General features: G+C 39.2%; 17 protein-coding genes. 16 read left to right on the top strand and 1 reads right to left on the bottom strand.

Going from position 1 to position 19,087, the window contains the following annotated elements:
* Nucleotides 1-26 precede the first annotated feature (26 nt).
* The 9 genes from DK858_RS15365 to ybgE all read left to right on the top strand — a co-directional run bounded on the left by DK858_RS15365 (nucleotide 27) and on the right by ybgE (nucleotide 11,844).
* The gene (locus tag DK858_RS15365) at nucleotides 27-743 is read left to right on the top strand and encodes a succinate dehydrogenase iron-sulfur subunit (protein WP_006537662.1); all 717 of its coding nucleotides are present in this window, start codon (nucleotides 27-29) and stop codon (nucleotides 741-743) included.
* A 245-nt stretch (nucleotides 744-988) separates the two neighbouring features.
* The gene (gene sucA, locus DK858_RS15360; RefSeq protein WP_109398140.1) at nucleotides 989-3,793 is read left to right on the top strand and encodes a 2-oxoglutarate dehydrogenase E1 component; all 2,805 of its coding nucleotides are present in this window, start codon (nucleotides 989-991) and stop codon (nucleotides 3,791-3,793) included.
* Between the two features lie 13 nt (nucleotides 3,794-3,806).
* Entirely contained in the window at nucleotides 3,807-5,012 is a 1,206-nt protein-coding gene (gene odhB, locus DK858_RS15355) for a 2-oxoglutarate dehydrogenase complex dihydrolipoyllysine-residue succinyltransferase (protein ID WP_109398139.1), read from the top strand.
* Nucleotides 5,013-5,173: 161 nt separating this feature from the next.
* Nucleotides 5,174-6,340 carry an ADP-forming succinate--CoA ligase subunit beta gene (gene sucC / locus DK858_RS15350; RefSeq protein WP_006537658.1) on the top strand — a complete coding sequence of 389 codons (1,167 nt, stop codon included), beginning with the start codon at nucleotides 5,174-5,176 and terminating at the stop codon, nucleotides 6,338-6,340.
* Nucleotides 6,340-7,209 carry a succinate--CoA ligase subunit alpha gene (gene sucD, locus DK858_RS15345; protein WP_006537657.1) on the top strand — a complete coding sequence of 290 codons (870 nt, stop codon included), beginning with the start codon at nucleotides 6,340-6,342 and terminating at the stop codon, nucleotides 7,207-7,209. Before sucC ends, sucD begins: the two co-directional genes overlap by 1 nt.
* Before the next feature lie 1,487 nt (nucleotides 7,210-8,696).
* Nucleotides 8,697-10,262 (top strand): cytochrome ubiquinol oxidase subunit I, encoded by a 1,566-nt coding sequence (cydA, locus tag DK858_RS15340; protein ID WP_072062916.1) that lies wholly within the window; start codon nucleotides 8,697-8,699, stop codon nucleotides 10,260-10,262.
* Nucleotides 10,263-10,276: 14 nt separating this feature from the next.
* Nucleotides 10,277-11,434, top strand: a complete 1,158-nt coding sequence (gene cydB, locus DK858_RS15335; protein ID WP_006537654.1) for a cytochrome d ubiquinol oxidase subunit II — start codon at nucleotides 10,277-10,279, stop codon at nucleotides 11,432-11,434.
* A 12-nt stretch (nucleotides 11,435-11,446) separates the two neighbouring features.
* On the top strand, nucleotides 11,447-11,560 hold the full coding sequence (gene cydX, locus DK858_RS15330) for a cytochrome bd-I oxidase subunit CydX (protein ID WP_072062915.1): 114 nt from the start codon (nucleotides 11,447-11,449) through the stop codon (nucleotides 11,558-11,560).
* Nucleotides 11,560-11,844, top strand: coding sequence for a cyd operon protein YbgE (ybgE, locus tag DK858_RS15325; RefSeq protein ID WP_006537652.1), 285 nt, complete (start codon nucleotides 11,560-11,562; stop codon nucleotides 11,842-11,844). The genes cydX and ybgE overlap by 1 nt, the downstream gene beginning before the upstream one ends.
* A 91-nt stretch (nucleotides 11,845-11,935) precedes the next feature.
* Here the strand turns inward: ybgE and DK858_RS15320 are convergent, their stop codons facing one another.
* Nucleotides 11,936-12,823, bottom strand: coding sequence for a LysR family transcriptional regulator (locus tag DK858_RS15320; protein WP_109398138.1), 888 nt, complete (start codon nucleotides 12,821-12,823; stop codon nucleotides 11,936-11,938).
* An 89-nt stretch (nucleotides 12,824-12,912) separates the two neighbouring features.
* Between DK858_RS15320 and DK858_RS15315 the strand changes: the two genes are divergently transcribed.
* From DK858_RS15315 to tolB, 7 genes are all read left to right on the top strand, one after another.
* Nucleotides 12,913-14,283 carry an MFS transporter gene (locus DK858_RS15315; protein WP_109398137.1) on the top strand — a complete coding sequence of 457 codons (1,371 nt, stop codon included), beginning with the start codon at nucleotides 12,913-12,915 and terminating at the stop codon, nucleotides 14,281-14,283.
* On the top strand, nucleotides 14,273-14,680 hold the full coding sequence (locus tag DK858_RS15310) for a DUF4440 domain-containing protein (protein WP_109398136.1): 408 nt from the start codon (nucleotides 14,273-14,275) through the stop codon (nucleotides 14,678-14,680). Before DK858_RS15315 ends, DK858_RS15310 begins: the two co-directional genes overlap by 11 nt.
* A 309-nt stretch (nucleotides 14,681-14,989) precedes the next feature.
* Nucleotides 14,990-15,385, top strand: a complete 396-nt coding sequence (gene ybgC / locus DK858_RS15305; RefSeq protein WP_006537646.1) for a tol-pal system-associated acyl-CoA thioesterase — start codon at nucleotides 14,990-14,992, stop codon at nucleotides 15,383-15,385.
* The gene (tolQ, locus tag DK858_RS15300) at nucleotides 15,385-16,071 is read left to right on the top strand and encodes a Tol-Pal system protein TolQ (RefSeq protein WP_036912094.1); all 687 of its coding nucleotides are present in this window, start codon (nucleotides 15,385-15,387) and stop codon (nucleotides 16,069-16,071) included. The genes ybgC and tolQ overlap by 1 nt, the downstream gene beginning before the upstream one ends.
* Before the next feature lie 22 nt (nucleotides 16,072-16,093).
* The gene (gene tolR / locus DK858_RS15295) at nucleotides 16,094-16,519 is read left to right on the top strand and encodes a colicin uptake protein TolR (RefSeq protein WP_023581195.1); all 426 of its coding nucleotides are present in this window, start codon (nucleotides 16,094-16,096) and stop codon (nucleotides 16,517-16,519) included.
* 28 nt (nucleotides 16,520-16,547) lie between these two features.
* Nucleotides 16,548-17,615 carry a cell envelope integrity protein TolA gene (tolA, locus tag DK858_RS15290; RefSeq protein ID WP_109398135.1) on the top strand — a complete coding sequence of 356 codons (1,068 nt, stop codon included), beginning with the start codon at nucleotides 16,548-16,550 and terminating at the stop codon, nucleotides 17,613-17,615.
* A 142-nt stretch (nucleotides 17,616-17,757) separates the two neighbouring features.
* Nucleotides 17,758-19,053, top strand: coding sequence for a Tol-Pal system beta propeller repeat protein TolB (gene tolB, locus DK858_RS15285; protein ID WP_109398134.1), 1,296 nt, complete (start codon nucleotides 17,758-17,760; stop codon nucleotides 19,051-19,053).
* Nucleotides 19,054-19,087: the final 34 nt, after the last annotated feature.

The raw sequence follows: 19,087 nt of genomic DNA, 5'->3' as shown, positions 1-19,087 counted from the left end.
GTTATTGAAGTTGCGGAGACTTAAATATGAAACTTGAATTTTCGATTTATCGTTATAATCCCGACGTTGATAATGCGCCGCATATGCAAGATTACACCCTCGAAGTTCCTGAAGGGCGTGACATGATGCTGTTGGATGCATTAATTCAATTAAAGGAAAAAGATCCTACCTTATCGTTCCGTCGTTCTTGTCGTGAAGGTGTTTGCGGCTCTGATGGTGTGAACATGAATGGTAAAAATGGTTTGGCTTGTATCACACCTATTTCATCTTTACAGAAAGGAAGTAAGAAAATTGTGATCAGACCGTTACCTGGTTTACCAGTGATTCGTGATTTAATAGTGGATATGACTCAGTTCTATACACAGTACGAGAAAATTCGTCCGTATTTAATTAATAATGGCAAGAATCCTCCTGCTCGTGAGAACTTACAGTCACCAGAACAGCGTGAAAAGCTTGATGGGCTTTACGACTGTATCCTTTGTGCTTGTTGTTCAACCTCTTGTCCGTCATTCTGGTGGAATCCAGATAAGTTTATCGGACCTGCCGGACTGTTAGCGGCTTATCGTTTCTTGATTGATAGTCGTGATACAGAAACTGAATCTCGTCTTGATGATCTTAATGATGCGTTCAGTGTGTTCCGTTGTCATGGCATCATGAACTGTGTCAGCGTATGCCCTAAAGGACTTAATCCAACAAAAGCGATTGGTCATATTAAGTCAATGTTATTAAAACGTAGTGCATAAAATAATAACCGCCCTAAAATAATTAGGGCGGTTAATGGAAAAACTAAGTTAGGCGTTTGCGGTAAAAATAGTAAGGCACCTTTAAATACTGTAAGACAGTACTTAAAGGTTCCTTGAGAGCTAAAGCTCCATATTTAAAGAACCTGCGAGATAGCGGGTCATAAGAGAACCTTGCAATCGACACCGTTTAATCACGGTATTAGTTATCCACGGCGAACTAAAGCTGTATAGCTTAAGGGATCATAATGCAGAACGGCGCAATGAAGGACTGGCTAGAATCAACCTTTCTAGCAGGAGAGAATCAGTCTTACATAGAAGATATCTATGAAGACTACCTAACTGACCCAAACTCTGTTGACGAAAGTTGGAGAGAGATTTTTCAACAACTGCCCGCAAGTCAAGGCATAGAGCAGTCGCATTCACAAACCCGCGACTACTTCAGACGCCTCGCAAAAGAATCCACTCGATATCATACCTCGGTAAGCGATCCGGCAATGGACTCAAAACAAGTGAAAGTTTTGCAGCTCATCAATGCCTTCCGTTTTCGTGGTCACCAAAACGCTAATCTCGACCCGCTTGGTTTATGGAAACAAGAATCTGTGCCAGATTTAGATCCAGCTTTCCATAATCTAACTAAAGAAGACTTTGAAGAAACCTTCAACGTCGGTTCTTTTGCTATCGGCAAAGAAACGATGAAATTAGGTGATTTATATGAAGCCCTGAAACGCATTTACTGTGGTTCAATCGGTGCTGAATATATGCATATCACTAATACTGAAGAAAAACGCTGGATACAACAACGTTTAGAATCAGTGAATGTTGCAGACCAATTCACTAAAGAAGAGAAGTTACGCTTCCTGACAGAGCTAACTGCAGCTGAAGGTTTAGAGCGCTATTTAGGGGCTAAATTCCCAGGTGCAAAACGCTTCTCTTTAGAAGGTGGTGATGCATTAGTTCCAATGCTAAAAGATTTAATTCGCCATGCCGGTAAACAAGACACTCGTGAAGTCGTTCTTGGTATGGCGCACCGTGGACGTTTAAACGTTCTGGTTAATATCCTAGGTAAAAAACCGGCTGATTTATTTGATGAATTTGCGGGTATTCATAAAGAACATTTGGGAACAGGTGACGTTAAATATCACCAAGGTTTCTCATCTGATTTTGCGACTGAAGGTGCTCAAGTTCACCTCGCATTAGCTTTTAACCCATCTCACCTAGAGATTGTTAGCCCAGTTGTAATTGGTTCTGTTCGTGCTCGTCGAGATCGCTTAGATGAAGCGCGTAGTAATATGGTTCTTCCTATCACTATTCATGGTGATGCGGCTGTGACAGGTCAAGGTGTTGTGCAAGAAACCCTGAACATGTCTCAAGCGCGTGGTTATGAAGTAGGTGGTACCGTTCGTATTGTTATCAATAACCAAGTTGGTTTTACGACTTCAAATCCAAAAGATGCCCGTTCAACACAATACTGTACTGATATTGTGAAAATGGTTCAGGCACCAATTTTCCACGTTAATGCTGATGATCCTGAAGCGGTAGCTTTTGTCACTCGCTTAGCATTGGATTTCCGTAATACCTTTAAACGTGATGTTATGATTGATCTCGTTTGTTACCGTCGCCATGGTCACAACGAGGCGGATGAGCCAAATGCGACTCAGCCTCTGATGTATCAAAAAATCAAAAAACATCCGACACCACGTAAAATTTATGCGGATAAACTGGTTGCTCAATCATTGCTTGATGCCAATGATGTGACAGAGATGGTTAATCTCTATCGTGATGCCTTGGATCGTGGTGATTGTGTTGTTGAAGAGTACCGCCCAATGGGTCTGCATTCTTACACATGGGAACCATATTTAAATCACGAATGGAATGAAGAGTATCCACATAAAGTAGAGAAAACGCGTTTACAAGATTTAGCGCGTCGTGTGAGTACCGTTCCTTCAGAAATCGTGATGCAGTCTCGAGTTGAGAAAATTTATGCTGACCGTGCTGCTATGGCTGAAGGAGAGAAACTACTCGACTGGGGTGCGGCAGAAACATTAGCGTATGCAACTTTAGTTGACCAAGGTATCACCATTCGCCTTTCTGGTGAAGATGCGGGACGTGGTACATTCTTCCATCGTCATGCAGTTATTCATAACCAAACAAATGGCTCTGTTTATGTACCATTAGCCAATGTTCATAATGCTCAAGGACAATTTAATGTCTGGGATTCTGTATTAACAGAAGAAGCAGTGCTTGCATTTGAATATGGTTATGCCACAACAGAACCTCGTGGTTTAACAATTTGGGAAGCACAATTTGGTGACTTCGCAAACGTTGCTCAAGTAGTTATCGACCAATTCATTAGCTCTGGTGAGCAAAAATGGGGTCGTATGTGTGGTCTAGTCATGTTGTTACCACACGGTTATGAAGGTCAAGGTCCAGAGCACTCCTCTGCACGTTTAGAACGGTATCTGCAACTGTGTGCAGAACAAAATATGCAGGTTTGTGTGCCGTCAACTCCGGCTCAGGTTTACCATATGTTACGCCGCCAAGCGTTACGTGGTATGCGTCGCCCACTTATTGTAATGTCACCAAAATCACTGTTACGTCATCCATTAGCGGTTTCTGCGTTAGATGAATTAGCAAATGGTAAATTCTTACCGGTCATTGGTGAAATTGATGATTTAAAACCTACTGATGTGAAACGTGTTGTGATGTGTTCCGGTAAGGTTTACTACGATTTATTAGAACAGCGTCGAGCCAATGAGCAAAACAACGTTGCCATTATTCGTATTGAACAACTGTATCCATTCCCACACGAAGATATTGCGCAAATTCTCGCACCTTATGCACATGTAAAAGAGTTTATTTGGTGTCAAGAAGAGCCACTAAATCAAGGTGCTTGGTACTGTAGTCAGCATAACTTCCGTGATGCTATTCCAGCAGGCGCAACATTACGTTATGCAGGACGTCCTGCATCAGCCTCTCCAGCAGTTGGTTATACCTCTGTTCATCAGGAGCAACAAAAAGCTCTGGTTGAAGACGCACTGAAAGTTGAATAAATAAGGATAGAAAATGAGTAGTGTAGATATTCTAGTACCGGATCTCCCTGAATCAGTTGCTGACGCATCAGTCGCAACTTGGCATAAAAAACCTGGTGATAGCATTCAACGCGATGAAGTGCTGGTTGAAATTGAAACAGATAAAGTTGTTTTAGAAGTACCTGCAAGTGAAGCAGGTGTTTTAGAAAGTATTCTTGAGGAAGAGGGCGCTACTGTTGGTTCACGCCAATTGCTAGGTCGTATTCGTTTAGGTGATAGCACTGGCATTCCTGCTGATGTGAAACCTGCTCAAGATAGCACGCCAGCACAGCGCCAAAGTGCGGATATTGCTGCAAAAGACAATAATGATGCTTTAAGTCCAACAGCACGTCGCTTAGTGGCTGAACACGATATTAACCCTGCGGATGTGAAAGGTAGCGGTGTAGGCGGACGTTTAACTCGCCAAGATATCGAAGGTCATGTTGCGAATAAATCAATTGCACAACCCGTTGCAGAGGTTCCTCAAGCACCATTATCTCACCGTAGCGAAAAACGTGTACCAATGACACGTTTACGTAAACGTGTAGCAGAACGTTTATTAGAAGCGAAAAACACCACTGCAATGTTGACAACGTTTAACGAAATCAACATGCAACCAATCAAAGATTTACGTGCTCAGTATGGTGAAGCATTCGAAAAACGTCACGGTGTACGTTTAGGCTTTATGTCTTTCTATATTAAAGCGGTTGTTGAAGCCCTGAAACGTTATCCAGAAGTGAACGCTTCTATTGATGGCACTGATGTGGTTTATCACAACTACTTCGATATCAGTATTGCGGTATCTACACCGCGTGGTCTGGTAACACCAGTATTACGTGATGCGGATGCAATGAGCATGGCTGATATTGAGAAAAACATCAAAGCATTAGCTGTAAAAGGTCGTGACGGTAAGTTAACTGTTGAAGACTTAACCGGTGGTAACTTCACTATCACCAATGGCGGTGTTTTCGGTTCATTAATGTCAACTCCAATTATCAACCCACCACAAAGTGCCATTTTAGGGATGCATGCAATTAAAGATCGCCCAATGGCAGTAGATGGTCAGGTTGTTATTCTACCAATGATGTATCTGGCTCTGTCTTATGACCACCGTTTAATTGATGGTCGTGAGTCTGTCGGTTTCTTAGTAACCGTTAAAGAGATGCTAGAAGATCCAGCTCGTTTATTACTTGATGTATAGGTAATAGATATCGCTTTTAGGCAGGAGATGCTCCTCCTGCCTACTTAGCAACAGACACAAGCATCAAAGAAGTACAGTGTGTTCGTGAAGCCAGATTTTACTGGCTTATAGTCAAAAAAATAAGAAAGCCCGACTTTCAACAAGATTATGGATAGAACATCATGAATTTACACGAGTATCAGGCAAAACAGCTTTTCACACGGTATGGATTACCAGCACCTGCTGGTTTCGCCTGCACCACACCGCGTGAGGCAGAAGAAGCTGCATCAAAAATCGGTCAAGGCCCTTGGGTCGTGAAATGTCAGGTTCACGCGGGTGGACGTGGTAAAGCTGGCGGCGTAAAAGTCGTTAAATCTAAAGAAGAGATCCGCGCATTTGCTGAACAATGGTTAGGCAAACGTTTAGTTACTTATCAAACAGACGCTAATGGTCAGCCTGTTACACAGATTTTGGTTGAAGCAGCAACGGATATTGCTAAAGAGCTTTATCTTGGTGCGGTTGTTGACCGTGGTACCCGTCGCGTTGTCTTTATGGCCTCAACAGAAGGCGGCGTTGAAATCGAGAAAGTGGCAGAAGAAACGCCAGAACTTATTCATCGCGCAATTATTGATCCACTGACAGGCCCTATGCCTTATCAGGGACGAGAATTAGCATTTAAACTGGGTTTAAAAGGCAAGCAAGTTAGTCAATTTGCTAAAATCTTTATGGGATTAGCCTCTATTTTCTTAGAGCGCGATCTTGCTTTAATCGAAATTAACCCGCTGGTTATTACTAAAGAAGACGATCTGATTTGTCTTGATGGTAAATTAGGCGTAGATAGTAACGCGTTGTATCGTCAACCAGAAATGCGTGAAATGCACGATCCTTCACAAGAAGATCCTCGTGAAGCACAAGCTGCACAATGGGAACTGAACTACGTTGCATTAGATGGCAACATTGGTTGTATGGTTAATGGTGCAGGTTTAGCGATGGGAACAATGGATATCGTTAAACTTCACGGTGGCGAGCCTGCAAACTTTCTTGATGTTGGTGGTGGTGCAACAAAAGAGCGCGTAACTGAAGCATTTAAGATTATTTTGTCAGATGAAAATGTCAGTGCTGTATTAGTCAACATTTTCGGCGGTATTGTGCGTTGTGATTTGATCGCAGACGGTATTATTGGCGCAGTTGAAGAAGTTGGCGTTAATGTTCCAGTGGTTGTTCGTCTTGAAGGAAACAATGCAGAGTTAGGCACGAAAAAATTAGCGGATAGTGGATTAAACATTATCGCTGCTAAAAGCTTAACTGATGCCGCGAAACAAGTTGTTGCAGCAGCGGAGGCAAAATAATGTCTATTTTAATCGATAAGAATACCAAAGTAATTTGCCAAGGTTTCACTGGTAGCCAAGGAACATTTCACTCTGAGCAAGCTATTGCTTATGGTACACAAATGGTCGGTGGTGTTACGCCAGGCAAAGGCGGGACGACTCACTTAGGCTTACCTGTATTCAATACAGTACGTGAAGCGGTTGAAGCAACGGGTGCAACGGCAACAGTTATCTATGTACCGGCACCTTTTTGTAAAGATTCAATCTTAGAAGCAATTGATGCAGGCATTAAATTAATTATTACTATTACTGAAGGTATTCCTACGCTGGATATGCTGACGGTTAAAGTGAAATTAGATGAAGCTGGCGTGCGTATGATTGGTCCTAACTGCCCAGGCGTTATCACTCCAGGTGAATGTAAGATTGGTATTATGCCTGGTCACATTCACTTACCAGGTAAAGTAGGTATTGTATCTCGTTCAGGTACATTAACTTATGAAGCGGTTAAGCAAACAACAGATGTTGGCTTAGGTCAATCAACCTGTGTTGGTATCGGTGGTGACCCAATTCCGGGTTCTAACTTTATTGATATTCTGAAGCTTTTCCAAGAAGATCCACAAACAGAAGCGATTGTAATGATCGGTGAAATTGGTGGTACAGCGGAAGAAGAAGCGGCTGCTTATATCAAAGATCACGTTACTAAACCTGTTGTTGGCTATATTGCTGGTGTAACAGCGCCTAAAGGCAAACGTATGGGACATGCGGGTGCAATTATTGCTGGTGGTAAAGGCACTGCAGACGAGAAATTTGCTGCTCTTGAAGCTGCTGGTGTGAAAACTGTCCGTAGCTTAGCTGATATTGGTGAAGCAATTAAATCACTGATCAAGTAAGTAACAATTCTGTTAATAATTTCAGATTAACACTATCTAAAATGCCAGCTTCCAAAAAAGAAGCTGGCATTTTTATTTCTAGTTTCATTTAACAGCTTATATTCATAGTTAGTATTGTAATTAATGCATCAATACCTTGCCTAAATTTATACTAATAAATTGTTTTATATTGGCTTTTTCTAAAATTGATCTGGATATGAAAACGCGTTTTTCTATTTATTTACTTTATTGTAGAGCCTAAAAATAATGATAAAAACCATGAATAAGTCTCTTGGATTGTTAAAAATAATATTTTAAATACGTGTTTTGAATCAAAGAGTGTCATCTAGAAAAAATGAACATCTGTTTTATGCTGTTTTCAAGACTAGGTTTTTCTATAAATATCGTAATAATTAGCGTTAAATTTATACAAGGATCATGCTGTAACGCCGATTTTTACTAAGAAGATAAGACAGTTAAACATGCTAATGAATGCGTAATGAAGAGGGGGAGGTAAGCTCTTTGATAGAAAAAATATCTTCCTATTATACTAAAATATCAAAATGACGATTAAAGGTGGATTATGTTCTATTTATCGTTATAAGAATTGATAATAAGAAGTTGATAGTATCTTGAAGAACACTTAGTTTAAATAAGAAAATAAAATAAAAAAATCTTCGTTTTTTTTCTCACACCGTTCAATGAAATAATTTGCCATAATCATTTATCTTATTGATTTATTTGTGTTTATTTCCTTTTTTTGTGTTAATGGCTGTTTTGCGTTTTGTCAGTTAAATACAGATTTATTGCACTTCGTTTATTTAGAATAAAAAAGGACTATAAAAAAATAACATTAGGAATCAATAAGCAAGATTAGACTTTTCATATATCTTTATTAGATAAAATAATTGAGAGTATTTTTTATATTTACATTTTTGTAAATTTTAACTTATTAATTAATAGATTATTTTTTTAAAATATTTATTATTTACCTGCAAAAAAATCAAATTGATATTAAAATTAATAAAACACAATTAAATGTGTTTATTTTTAAGTCTTTTATGAAAATAAAAAGTTAATTTTATTATGGAAGTTATGAGGAGGTAAATAATACTCAAAAACAAAAACAACATTGCATTAACACTATGGTAACTATTGGGTAATTTATTCGCAACTAGTTAACATTAAAGTGTTTTTTTGATGTGGGTCAAGTTATTAATTGTGGAAAAAATTTCTGAATATGCTTAAATTGGCACACGATCAAATATGCTGTTACAAACCTAAAAGTCGTATTGTTGACCTAAGCTCAGAATTCAAATCTGGGTCACGCAAAATATATTTATTATATGTAAATATAAGCGTACTATTTGTAAGGTATTGTGTTTTTGGTCTTTAATATTCGTTGTTGTTTTTAGAGGCATTTATTGCTGGTAGTTATGAGGCTTTATAATTTAATAAAGTCGGGTTGCCGCAAGTCGGTGTCTTCCTGCTAGGAGCAAGGAGTCAAGATGTTTGATATTGTCGAACTGTCACGGTTACAGTTTGCCTTAACAGCAATGTATCACTTCCTGTTTGTCCCATTAACGCTGGGTATGGCGTTTATGCTGGCAATCATGGAAACGATATATGTTCTGTCGGGTAAACAAGTTTACAAAGATATGACAAAGTTCTGGGGTAAGTTATTTGGTATTAACTTTGCTCTGGGTGTCGCAACTGGGTTGACCATGGAGTTCCAATTTGGTACTAACTGGTCATATTTCTCTCATTACGTCGGTGATATCTTCGGTGCACCTTTAGCAATCGAAGGTTTGATGGCGTTCTTCTTAGAATCAACTTTCGTCGGATTGTTCTTCTTTGGCTGGGATCGCTTAGGTAAGAAGCAACACTTGATGGTAACTTGGTTAGTTGCTTTCGGTTCTAACTTCTCTGCTTTATGGATCCTTGTTGCGAATGGTTGGATGCAAAACCCTGTCGCTGCAGACTTCAACTTTGAAACCATGCGAATGGAAATGTTGAGTTTTGCTGATCTGGTTTTAAACCCTGTCGCTCAAGTTAAATTTGTTCACACCGTTGCTGCTGGTTACTGTACTGGTGCATTCTTTGTTCTGGGTATCAGCTCTTACTACCTGCTCAAAGGTCGTGATATTGGTTTTGCAAAACGTTCTTTCGCAGTTGCTGCTACTTTTGGTATCGCAGCTGTATTATCTGTTATCGTGCTGGGTGATGAATCTGGTTACGAAATGGGTGACGTACAGAAAACCAAATTGGCTGCAATTGAAGGTGAATGGCATACAGAACCCGCTCCAGCTGCATTTAATCTGATTGCATTCCCTAATCAAGAAAAAATGGAAAACTCGTTCGCATTACAAATCCCTTACGTCATGGGTATTATTGCAACGCGTTCTTTCGACACGCCTGTATTAGGTCTTAATGATCTGATGAGTCAGCACGAAGTTCGTATTCGTAATGGTATGAAAGCTTACGAATTATTAAGCGAATTACGCGCAGGTAATACTGATCCTGCTATTCGTGCAGCATTTAATGATGCTAAACAAGATTTAGGTTACGGCTTATTACTGAAGCGTTATACTGATAAAGTTGTTGATGCAACAGAAGAGCAAATCAAATCTGCTGCAAAAGACACTATTCCTAATGTTGCACCACTGTTCTGGTCGTTCCGTATCATGGTTGCTTCAGGCTTCCTGATGTTACTAGTTGTTGCGATTTCCTTCTGGACAGTTCTGTCTAACCGCATTGGTAACTATAAATGGTTACTGCGTGCTGCTCTGTTTAGTATTCCATTACCATGGATCGCAGTTGAAGCAGGTTGGTTTGTTGCAGAATATGGACGTCAACCATGGGCGATTGGTGAAATCCTGCCTACGGCTGTAGCAACTTCTTCATTGACACAGGCTGATATCCTAGTATCTATGGGACTTATCTGTGGTCTGTATACACTGTTCCTAATTGCTGAAATGTTCCTGATGTTCAAATTTGGTCGTCTTGGGCCGAGTAGCCTGAAGACGGGTCGCTATCACTTTGAACAGAAGACAGCTTCTTCTCAAAGTAAGTAACACAGGAGTCCACTATGTTTGATTATGAAGTATTGCGATTTGTTTGGTGGCTACTGATTGGTATCTTACTAATTGGCTTTGCGGTCACTGATGGTTTTGATATGGGTGTAGGGGTGTTACTACGCGTTATCGCGAAAGATGACACTGAACGCCGTATTTTGATTAACTCTGTTGCACCTCACTGGGATGGTAACCAAGTCTGGTTAATCACAGCAGGTGGTGCATTATTCGCTGCATGGCCAATGGTTTATGCTGCGGCATTCTCGGGTTTCTATTTTGGTATGATTTTCGTACTGGCGGCTTTATTCTTCCGCCCAGTGGGTTTTGATTACCGTTCTAAACTGGAATCTCCAAAATGGCGTGGTATGTGGGATTGGGGTATCTTTATTGGTAGCTTCGTTCCGCCATTAGTTATCGGTGTTGCTTTTGGTAACCTGTTACAAGGTGTACCTTTAGAAGTCGATAGCATGCAACGTGTATCTTATAACGGTACGACTAATGCACTGATCAACTTGTTAAGTCTGTTAAACCCATACGGTTTATTAGCGGGTGTGGTTAGCTTAATGATGATTGTTGCACATGGTGCAAGTTATCTTCAAATGCGTACAACAGGTGAATTACATGAGCGTACTCGTAAAACAACCTACATTACCTCATTAATTACATTTATCGCATTCGCATTAGCTGGTGTATGGTTAATCTATGGTATTGATGGCTTTATTATTACAAGCGCTATTGATACAGCTGGTCCATCATCTCCACTACTGAAAACCGTTTCTCATGAGGCGGGTGCTTGGATGACTAACTACAACAATTATCCAGTGTTATGGGTATTACCAGCCTTAGGTCTGTTATCTCCATTACTGGCGATTGTTGCAACTAAAGCAAATAAAGGTGGTTGGGCATTCCTGTTCACTTCACTGACAATTGCGGGTGTTATCCTGACGTGTGGTGTGACTATGTTCCCATTTGTGATGCCTTCAAGCACTTTCCCAGATGTGAGCTTAACTATGTGGGATGCAACTTCTAGCCTGTTTACTCTTCAGGTGATGACAGTTGTTGCGATTATCTTTGTACCTATCGTTCTCCTTTACACCATCTGGTGTTACTGGAAAATGCATGGTCGCCTCGATAAGAAATTTATCGAAGGCAATAATCATACTCTGTACTAAGGAGCATAGAGAATGTGGTATTTTACATGGCTTCTCGGAACGCTCTTCGCTTGTAGTATTGCGGTGATCGCAGGACTGGCTTTCGAGCATGCTGAAGCGAAAAAAGCTTCAGAAAGTGAAGAATAATGTTGGATAAGAGCTACCAACTCTTAGACAAGGGCCCTATTAGGGCTCTTGTTTTAATCATGGCGTTGGTAATGGCATTTTGTGTCATGTGGGATCCTAGCCGATTTGCAGCGAACACAAGTTCACTTGCAATTTGGCAAGGTGTCCTTCTTATTTGGTCTGTATGTGCTGGAGCAACTTTTGGTCTAGCATTTCGTCCTAAACATGTTGTTGCAAAATGTTTATTACATCCAATCCCTGCAATTATTATTTTAGTCGTTGGGCTAATTTACTTTTTCTTCTAAGAAAATACCTTATTTCTGCTCAGTGTATGAAAAAGAAATAAGGTATTTTATTTTCTAAATATCCTTGCTAAATTCTTTCGCTTTTCTAACGTTATAGCTGGATATTTTCTTTTAAATAATCAATAAATAAACGTGTTTTTCTTGGAATATATTCACTATACGGGAAAATAATATTAACGGACTGCGTTAATAAGGAAATATCAGGAAACAGCACAACCAATTTTTCTTCCAATAATTCTTGATGAATAAACCAATGTGGCAAAATAGCCATTCCTGCATGCGAAAGCACCATTTTTTTTAATGCCGCAATGGTATTAGTTTCAAAATAAGCATCTTGAGATAACTGAGACAGTAAGATATTAAACTCTAAAGATGATGAAAGTTTACTTTGACGTAAATTACTATTTGCTAAATAAGGAATAACCTTTAAGTCGTCGATAGTTTTTATTGAGAATTTCTGTAATAAATCAGGGGAAATAACTAAACTTATCTTATAATCAGCCAGCTTTGTAGATCGGTAATTGCTATCTTTCAATGTACCAAGTCGAATAGCAAGATCAAGCTTATGGTTTATTAAATCCTCAATAGAAGAGTTAAATGCATATTGTATTTTTAGCTTTGGGTGTAACTGTCTAAATTGATTGAGCAATGGTAAAATATAGTGTTCACCAAATTCAGCTGTTGAACTTAATCGCAACGATCCTTGCAACTCTTGTTGTCCTAATCGCGCCTTATCTAAAGTTTGTTCTAACTGACTTAGCACAAGGCGAAAGTCTTGATAAAGCATTTCCCCTGTTTCCGTCAGTGAAAATCGTCGTGTATTACGATTGAGTAAAGAGACATCCAATTCTGTTTCTAATGCTTTGATATGAATACTTACCATCGACTTACTGAGTCGCAAATATTTTGCTGCTTGAGTAAATGAGCCGGTATCAACAACAGCAATAAAAGAACGAATTCGATCAATTTGATTTTGCATGATTGTTTACTCTGATTAAACAATAAATTCTATTTTGTCAGATAGACGAAATTCGTCAACCTTCCGTACTCTATGTGCGGAGGATTTTTATGACTTACCGTTATCGAATTGCATCTATTTTTTTGCTGGGCTTCTTTATTGATTGTATTAACATTTTTATGTCAGCAATTGCATTACCTGCAATAGCCGATGATATGCAGATCTCTATCGTTTCTGTTACATGGGTTTCAAATAGTTATATTCTGGGATTAACATTAATTATTCCCTTGAGTCACTGGTTATCTCAACGTTTTGGAATTAAAGCATTGATGGTAACGTCAATGTTGATGTTTAGTTTATCGGTTGCATTAGTGGGATATTCTCACGCTTTCAGCGAGCTTATTTTTTGGCGCTTTATTCAAGGTGTGAGTGGTGGACTGTTAATCCCAATTGGACAAGCGTTAACGTTTCAATATTTTCAAGGGCATGAGAGAAGCAAAATTTCAACACTTATTATGGCAATCGCTCTAGTTGCTCCTGCAATATCGCCAACATTAGGTGGATTTATTGTTGATGTTGTGTCGTGGCGCTGGGTTTTTTATAGCAATATTCCATTCTCATTGCTAACTGCATTTCTAGCCTTTATCTGGGTAAAAGAGCCTTTAGCTAAAAAAAACGTTATACCTGATATTAAAGGGATCATTCTTATTAGTTTGATCATTGTATTTGGATTGTTCGCGTTATCTGCTTATGGTGAATATCACTCAACATTACTTGCCTTAGTGATTGCCGTACTTTCCACAATTTTTGCTGTACTTTATTATTACCACTATCGACACCATTCATCACCGGTTATTAATTTAGCACTGTTAAAAAATAGAAATTTATCTCTCTCTATTTTTATTTATTACTGTATTCCAGGTGTTTTTACTGGAGTGAATATTCTCGCTATTTTTTATTTACAACAATATTTAAAATTTACAGCTCAAGGAACTGGTGTTTTTATGTTGTTGTATGCACTGGGTGCTTTAATTTCAATAACAATAAGTGGTGCACTTTATAATAAATTAGGTATGAAACGCTTATTTATTATTGCATTGCTATTACACAGCCTTGGGATTTCTTTATTAACATTTGTAAATAGTAATACAGATATTCCATTACTTATTATTGTATATTTAATTATAGGAGTGGGTGGTGGAATTGGTGCTAACACCGCTCAAACCACAGCATTGTATGACTTTAGTGCACAAAAATTAGTTCAAGCAAGTGTTATTTGGAATATTAACAGACAAGTTGTTTTTAGTGTCGGAGCAACCATGGTTGCTATGTTATTTAATATTCTCTCTCTTTTTTGTTTACCACAAACAGCTTATAGCATGACTTTTTTAATATGCGCATTGATAGGCATATTGCCACTTATTTTATTATTCACACTAAAGAAAAAAGTGATTACACAGGAAATACAAGATGAATTTTAATACTGACTTAATTATAGAAAGCATCAAATCTTTGCATGATGAGATTGAAACCGTTTTTACGCAATATCCACTATCAGTTGATGCTATTACAAAAATAGAAAATGTTTTATCCCAAGACTTTTCAATGGTAGGGATCAGTGGAAAAGCAGTGAGTTATGATGACGTTATCGCGATGTTTAGACAAAATGCAGGAAAAAGAAGTGATCTGAAAATAAAAACGAACGATTATAAAATAATATATCAGTCAGATTTTTTGGCGCTTGTCAGATATCAAGAAACACATAGTGAAAATAAGAAAATTCTTACACGTGAGTCTGTAGTGTTATTGAGACGCAATTCTCATAATGAGTGTTGGCAATGGCACTATCTTCATGAAACCCCAATATTAAATAATTAATTGATTTATATGAAAAACCAGTTTTTAGCTGGTTTTTTTTTGTCATTAAAAATAATACTACTAAATTAGACAATATATGAATTTCTAATTAGCAAGCATTTTTATGCTGTCTTAATAAAAATATTTTTTCTATTCAGAGCACAAAGCATATTGCGTGTTGCAAAGAAGAGTTTATGATTGGCGCCTGAAAACTGCGTTTTCTATTCTTTACGTTACTACGATTCCCTTAGAGCGACCTCTTAAGTATAGTTAGGTAACCTATAGCTACATTATTTATGGACTTAACTTGGGGAATGTAAGGGAGGTAATATGCAGTTTCTTTGGCCTGTTCGTGTTTATTATGAAGATACTGATGCCGGTGGTGTTGTTTATCACGCCAGTTATCTGAAATATTTTGAACGCGCTAGAACGGAACTACTTAGAGAAAAAGGTTTTCATCAGCATGATTTACGGGAGTATGATCATGTTGTATTTGTTGTACGTAAATTATCAATAGAATATATTGCACCAGCTCGACTTGATAATCTTTTGCAAGTAGAAAGTGAAATTACCACATTGCGTGGTGCTTCAATGACATTTTCTCAAAAGATTATTAATGAAGATGGTTGTGTATTGTGTAGCGCAGAAGTCCTCGTTGTCTGCGTAGATTCATCAAAAATGAAGCCAGTAGCGCTTCCTAAGTCCATTATCGCGGAGTTTAAGTAGTGGCTGACATGAATGTTATCGATCTCTTTCTAAAAGCAGGGCTTTTAGTCAAGTTGATCATGTTGCTTTTAATCGGATTTTCTATTGCATCTTGGGCGATTATTATTCAGCGAACTAAAGTTCTGAATGCCGCCGATCGTGAAGCTGCAGATTTTGAAGATAAATTCTGGTCAGGTACTGATTTGGCTCGTTTATATAAAGATAGCCAAGCTCGTCGTGATGAATTATCTGGCTCAGAACAAATTTTTCATTCTGGATTTAAAGAATTTGCTCGTTTGCATCAAGCAAGCGTTCATGCTCCTGATGCGGTTGTTAATGGTGCATCAAGAGCAATGCGTGTCTCTTTCAATCGTGAATTAGAATCTTTAGAAACTCATATTCCTTTCCTCGGTACTGTTGGCTCTATCAGCCCATATATTGGTCTGTTTGGTACAGTATGGGGGATTATGCATGCATTTATTGCATTAGGTAGTGTTAAACAAGCAACGTTACAAATGGTTGCCCCCGGCATTGCTGAAGCGTTGATTGCAACAGCTATCGGTTTATTTGCGGCAATCCCCGCAGTTATGGCTTATAACCGGTTTACGCAGCGTGTAAATAAACTGGAACAAAGTTACGATAACTTTATGGAAGAGTTCCTGACGATTTTACATCGCCAAGCTTTTGCCTCCGCAGAAAAGAAATAGTTAACGCAGAAGGAGAGAGCTGATGGCACGGGGTCGCAGTAGCCGCCGAGGCGTAAAATCAGAGATTAACATTGTTCCTTTGCTCGACGTATTATTAGTGTTGTTACTTATTTTTATGGCAACGGCACCTATTATCTCGCAAAGTGTTGAGGTTGATCTTCCTGAAGCAACAGAGACACAAACTGTTTCAAGTAGTGATAATCCGCCTGTGATTGTCGAAGTGGCAGGGGTTGGGCAATACAATATTCGTGTTGATCAGGAAGTATTAGAATTATTACCACAAGAACAGATTATGGCTGAAGCTAAACGACAACTGGAAAAAAATCCGAAAGTTGTATTTCTTATTGGCGGTGCTAAAGATGTTCCTTATGATGAGATAATTAAAGCGCTCAACATGTTACGTCAAGCAGGTGTTAAATCTGTAGGTTTAATGACTCAGCCTATGTAATTAGGTTGAAATAAGTTTGGATAATAGCGTGGGAAAGAAAACGAAGCCAATTCGAAGTAAATTGAGCGGTTCAGTTATCTTGTCTACCGCCTTGCATTTACTCGTTATAGCCTTACTTATCTGGGGTTCGTTAACTCAGAAATGGGATTTAGGCGGTGGCGGTGGATCTGATGGACAAGTTATTGATGCTATTATGGTCGATCCTAATGCTGTGGTGCAACAGTATAATCAGCAAAAAGCGCAACAAGCTAACGTCCAAAAAGCCGAGCAAGAGCGTAAAGAGCGAGCTGAGCAACAAGAAGAAGAGTTGCGTCAGCAGCAAATGAAAGAACAAGAACGTTTGAAAACGCTAGAAGTTGAACGTTTACAAGCGAAAGAGGCGGCAGAGGCTCAAAAACGTGAAGCCGCATTAGCTGCTGCTAAAGCAAAAGAAGAACAAAAGGTTGCAGAAGAAGCGGCTGCGCAAGCAAAAGCTGAACGTGATCGCATTTTAAAAGAACAAGCTGATGCTAAAAAACAAGCAGAAGCAGAAGCAAAAAAACAAGCCGATTTAGCTGCGAAACAAAAAGCGGAAGAGGCGAAAGCTAAAGCCGAGGCAGATGCAAAAGCGAAAGCAGAAGCTGAAGCAAAAGCGAAAGCTGAAGCGGACGCTAAAGCCAAAGCAGCCGCAGAAGCAAAAGCTAAAGCAGCAGCAGAGGCTAAAGCCAAAGCCGCAGCTCAACAGCAAAGTAAGGCAGTAGATAGTTTACTTGATGGTTTAATGGCTGATGGTAACAAACAAAGTGGTGCAGCCGCAGCTGGCCAAGGCGGTGGAAATCGTACTGGTGCCAATAATGCAGGTGTTGCTACTTATATTGGACAAGTAAAAACGGCTATTGAGCAAAAGTTTATTGACCCAGAGTTGTATAAAGGGCGAACCTGTGAGCTAAAAGTCAGTATTGCACCTGATGGCTTGTTAATTAGTGCGAAGGTTGTAGGTGGGGATCCTTCTTTATGTCAAGTGGCATTAAGAGCAGCAAATACCGCTAAATTACCGAAGCCACCGAAAGATGTTTATGAACAAGTAAAATCATCAGTAATTGAGTTTAAACCATAAAACTGTCTGATTGTAGGAAAACATACACTAATTTATAGCTATTTTAGAATGTTATTGATGTGTTGTATGGTGTTGTTGAAAAGCGTTTGTTACTATTCTGTGCGTTATTGCGTAATAACCGCAATAATAAAAGGGAGACATGATGAAGCAGGCATTAAATGTTATTTTCGGGCTTTTAATTTTATGCGTAACCACTCTGGCCAACGCTGAAGTTCGAATTGAAATTACACAAGGGGTGAATACAGCACGCCCTATCGGTGTCGTTCCTTTTAAATGGGAAGGTACTGGTCAAATGCCAGAAGATATTGCTGGTATAATTGCGGCTGATTTACGAAATAGCGGAAAATTCAATCCGATTGATGTATCTCGTATACCTCAACAACCCGTTACTGCTTCTGAAGTCCAACCTGCACTTTGGACTGCATTAGGCATTGATTCTGTTGTCGTGGGACGAGTGCAACCATCAGCAGATGGCCAATATTTAGTAAGTTATCAGCTAGTTGATGTTGCAGGCTCACCAGGTGCAGTTTTATCTCAAAGTGAGTTTAAAGTTCCATCTAAATGGCTACGTTACTCTGCACACACCGCTAGTGATGAAGTGTTTGAAAAACTAACTGGTATTCGTGGTGCATTCCGTACACGTATTGCTTATGTTGTTGTGACAAATGGTGGCGCATACCCTTATGAATTGCGTGTTTCAGATTATGATGGATTTAACCAAGATCGTGTTTATCGTTCATCACAGCCATTAATGTCACCAGCATGGTCGCCAGATGGTGCTAAACTTGCATATGTGACCTTTGAAAGTGGTCAATCTGCTTTAGTAGTGCAAACATTAGCAACAGGTGAAATTCGCCAAATTGCATCATTCCCAAGACATAATGGTGCACCTTCGTTTTCACCTGATGGCTCTAAACTGGCATTTGCGCTTTCTAAGAGCGGTAGCTTAAATCTGTATGTTATGGATTTAGCTAGTGGAAATATGACACAGGTAACTAATGGCAGAAGTAATAATACCGAGCCAAATTGGATGCCAGATGGACAAACCTTAGTCTATACTTCAGATCAAGGTGGACGTCCACAAATTTACAAGATTAATATTAACGGTGGAACACCAGAGCGTATTACTTGGGAAGGTAAACAAAATCAAAACCCAGCAGTAAGCCCAGATGGTAGTTTCTTAGTTATGGTGAGTTCTGAAAGCGGTAGGCAACATATCGCTAAGCAGGATCTGGAAACGAATTCCGTACAATATCTAACAGATACGTTTCTGGATGAAACGCCAAGCATCGCGCCTAACGGCACAATGGTTATTTATAGCTCTACACAAGGCTTAGGCACCATTTTGCAGCTAGTATCGACTGATGGACGTTTCAAAGCGCGTCTTCCGGCGACTGATGGTCAGGTTAAATCGCCTGCCTGGTCACCGTTTATGTGATGCATAAAAATTATGTATGGCAAACAAATAAAGG

This window comes from Proteus faecis (assembly GCF_003144395.1).
GTDB classification, from domain to species: Bacteria; Pseudomonadota; Gammaproteobacteria; order Enterobacterales; family Enterobacteriaceae; genus Proteus; species Proteus faecis.
Note: the sequence above shows the minus strand (reverse complement) of the source record. Positions and strands in the feature narration are given on the sequence as shown.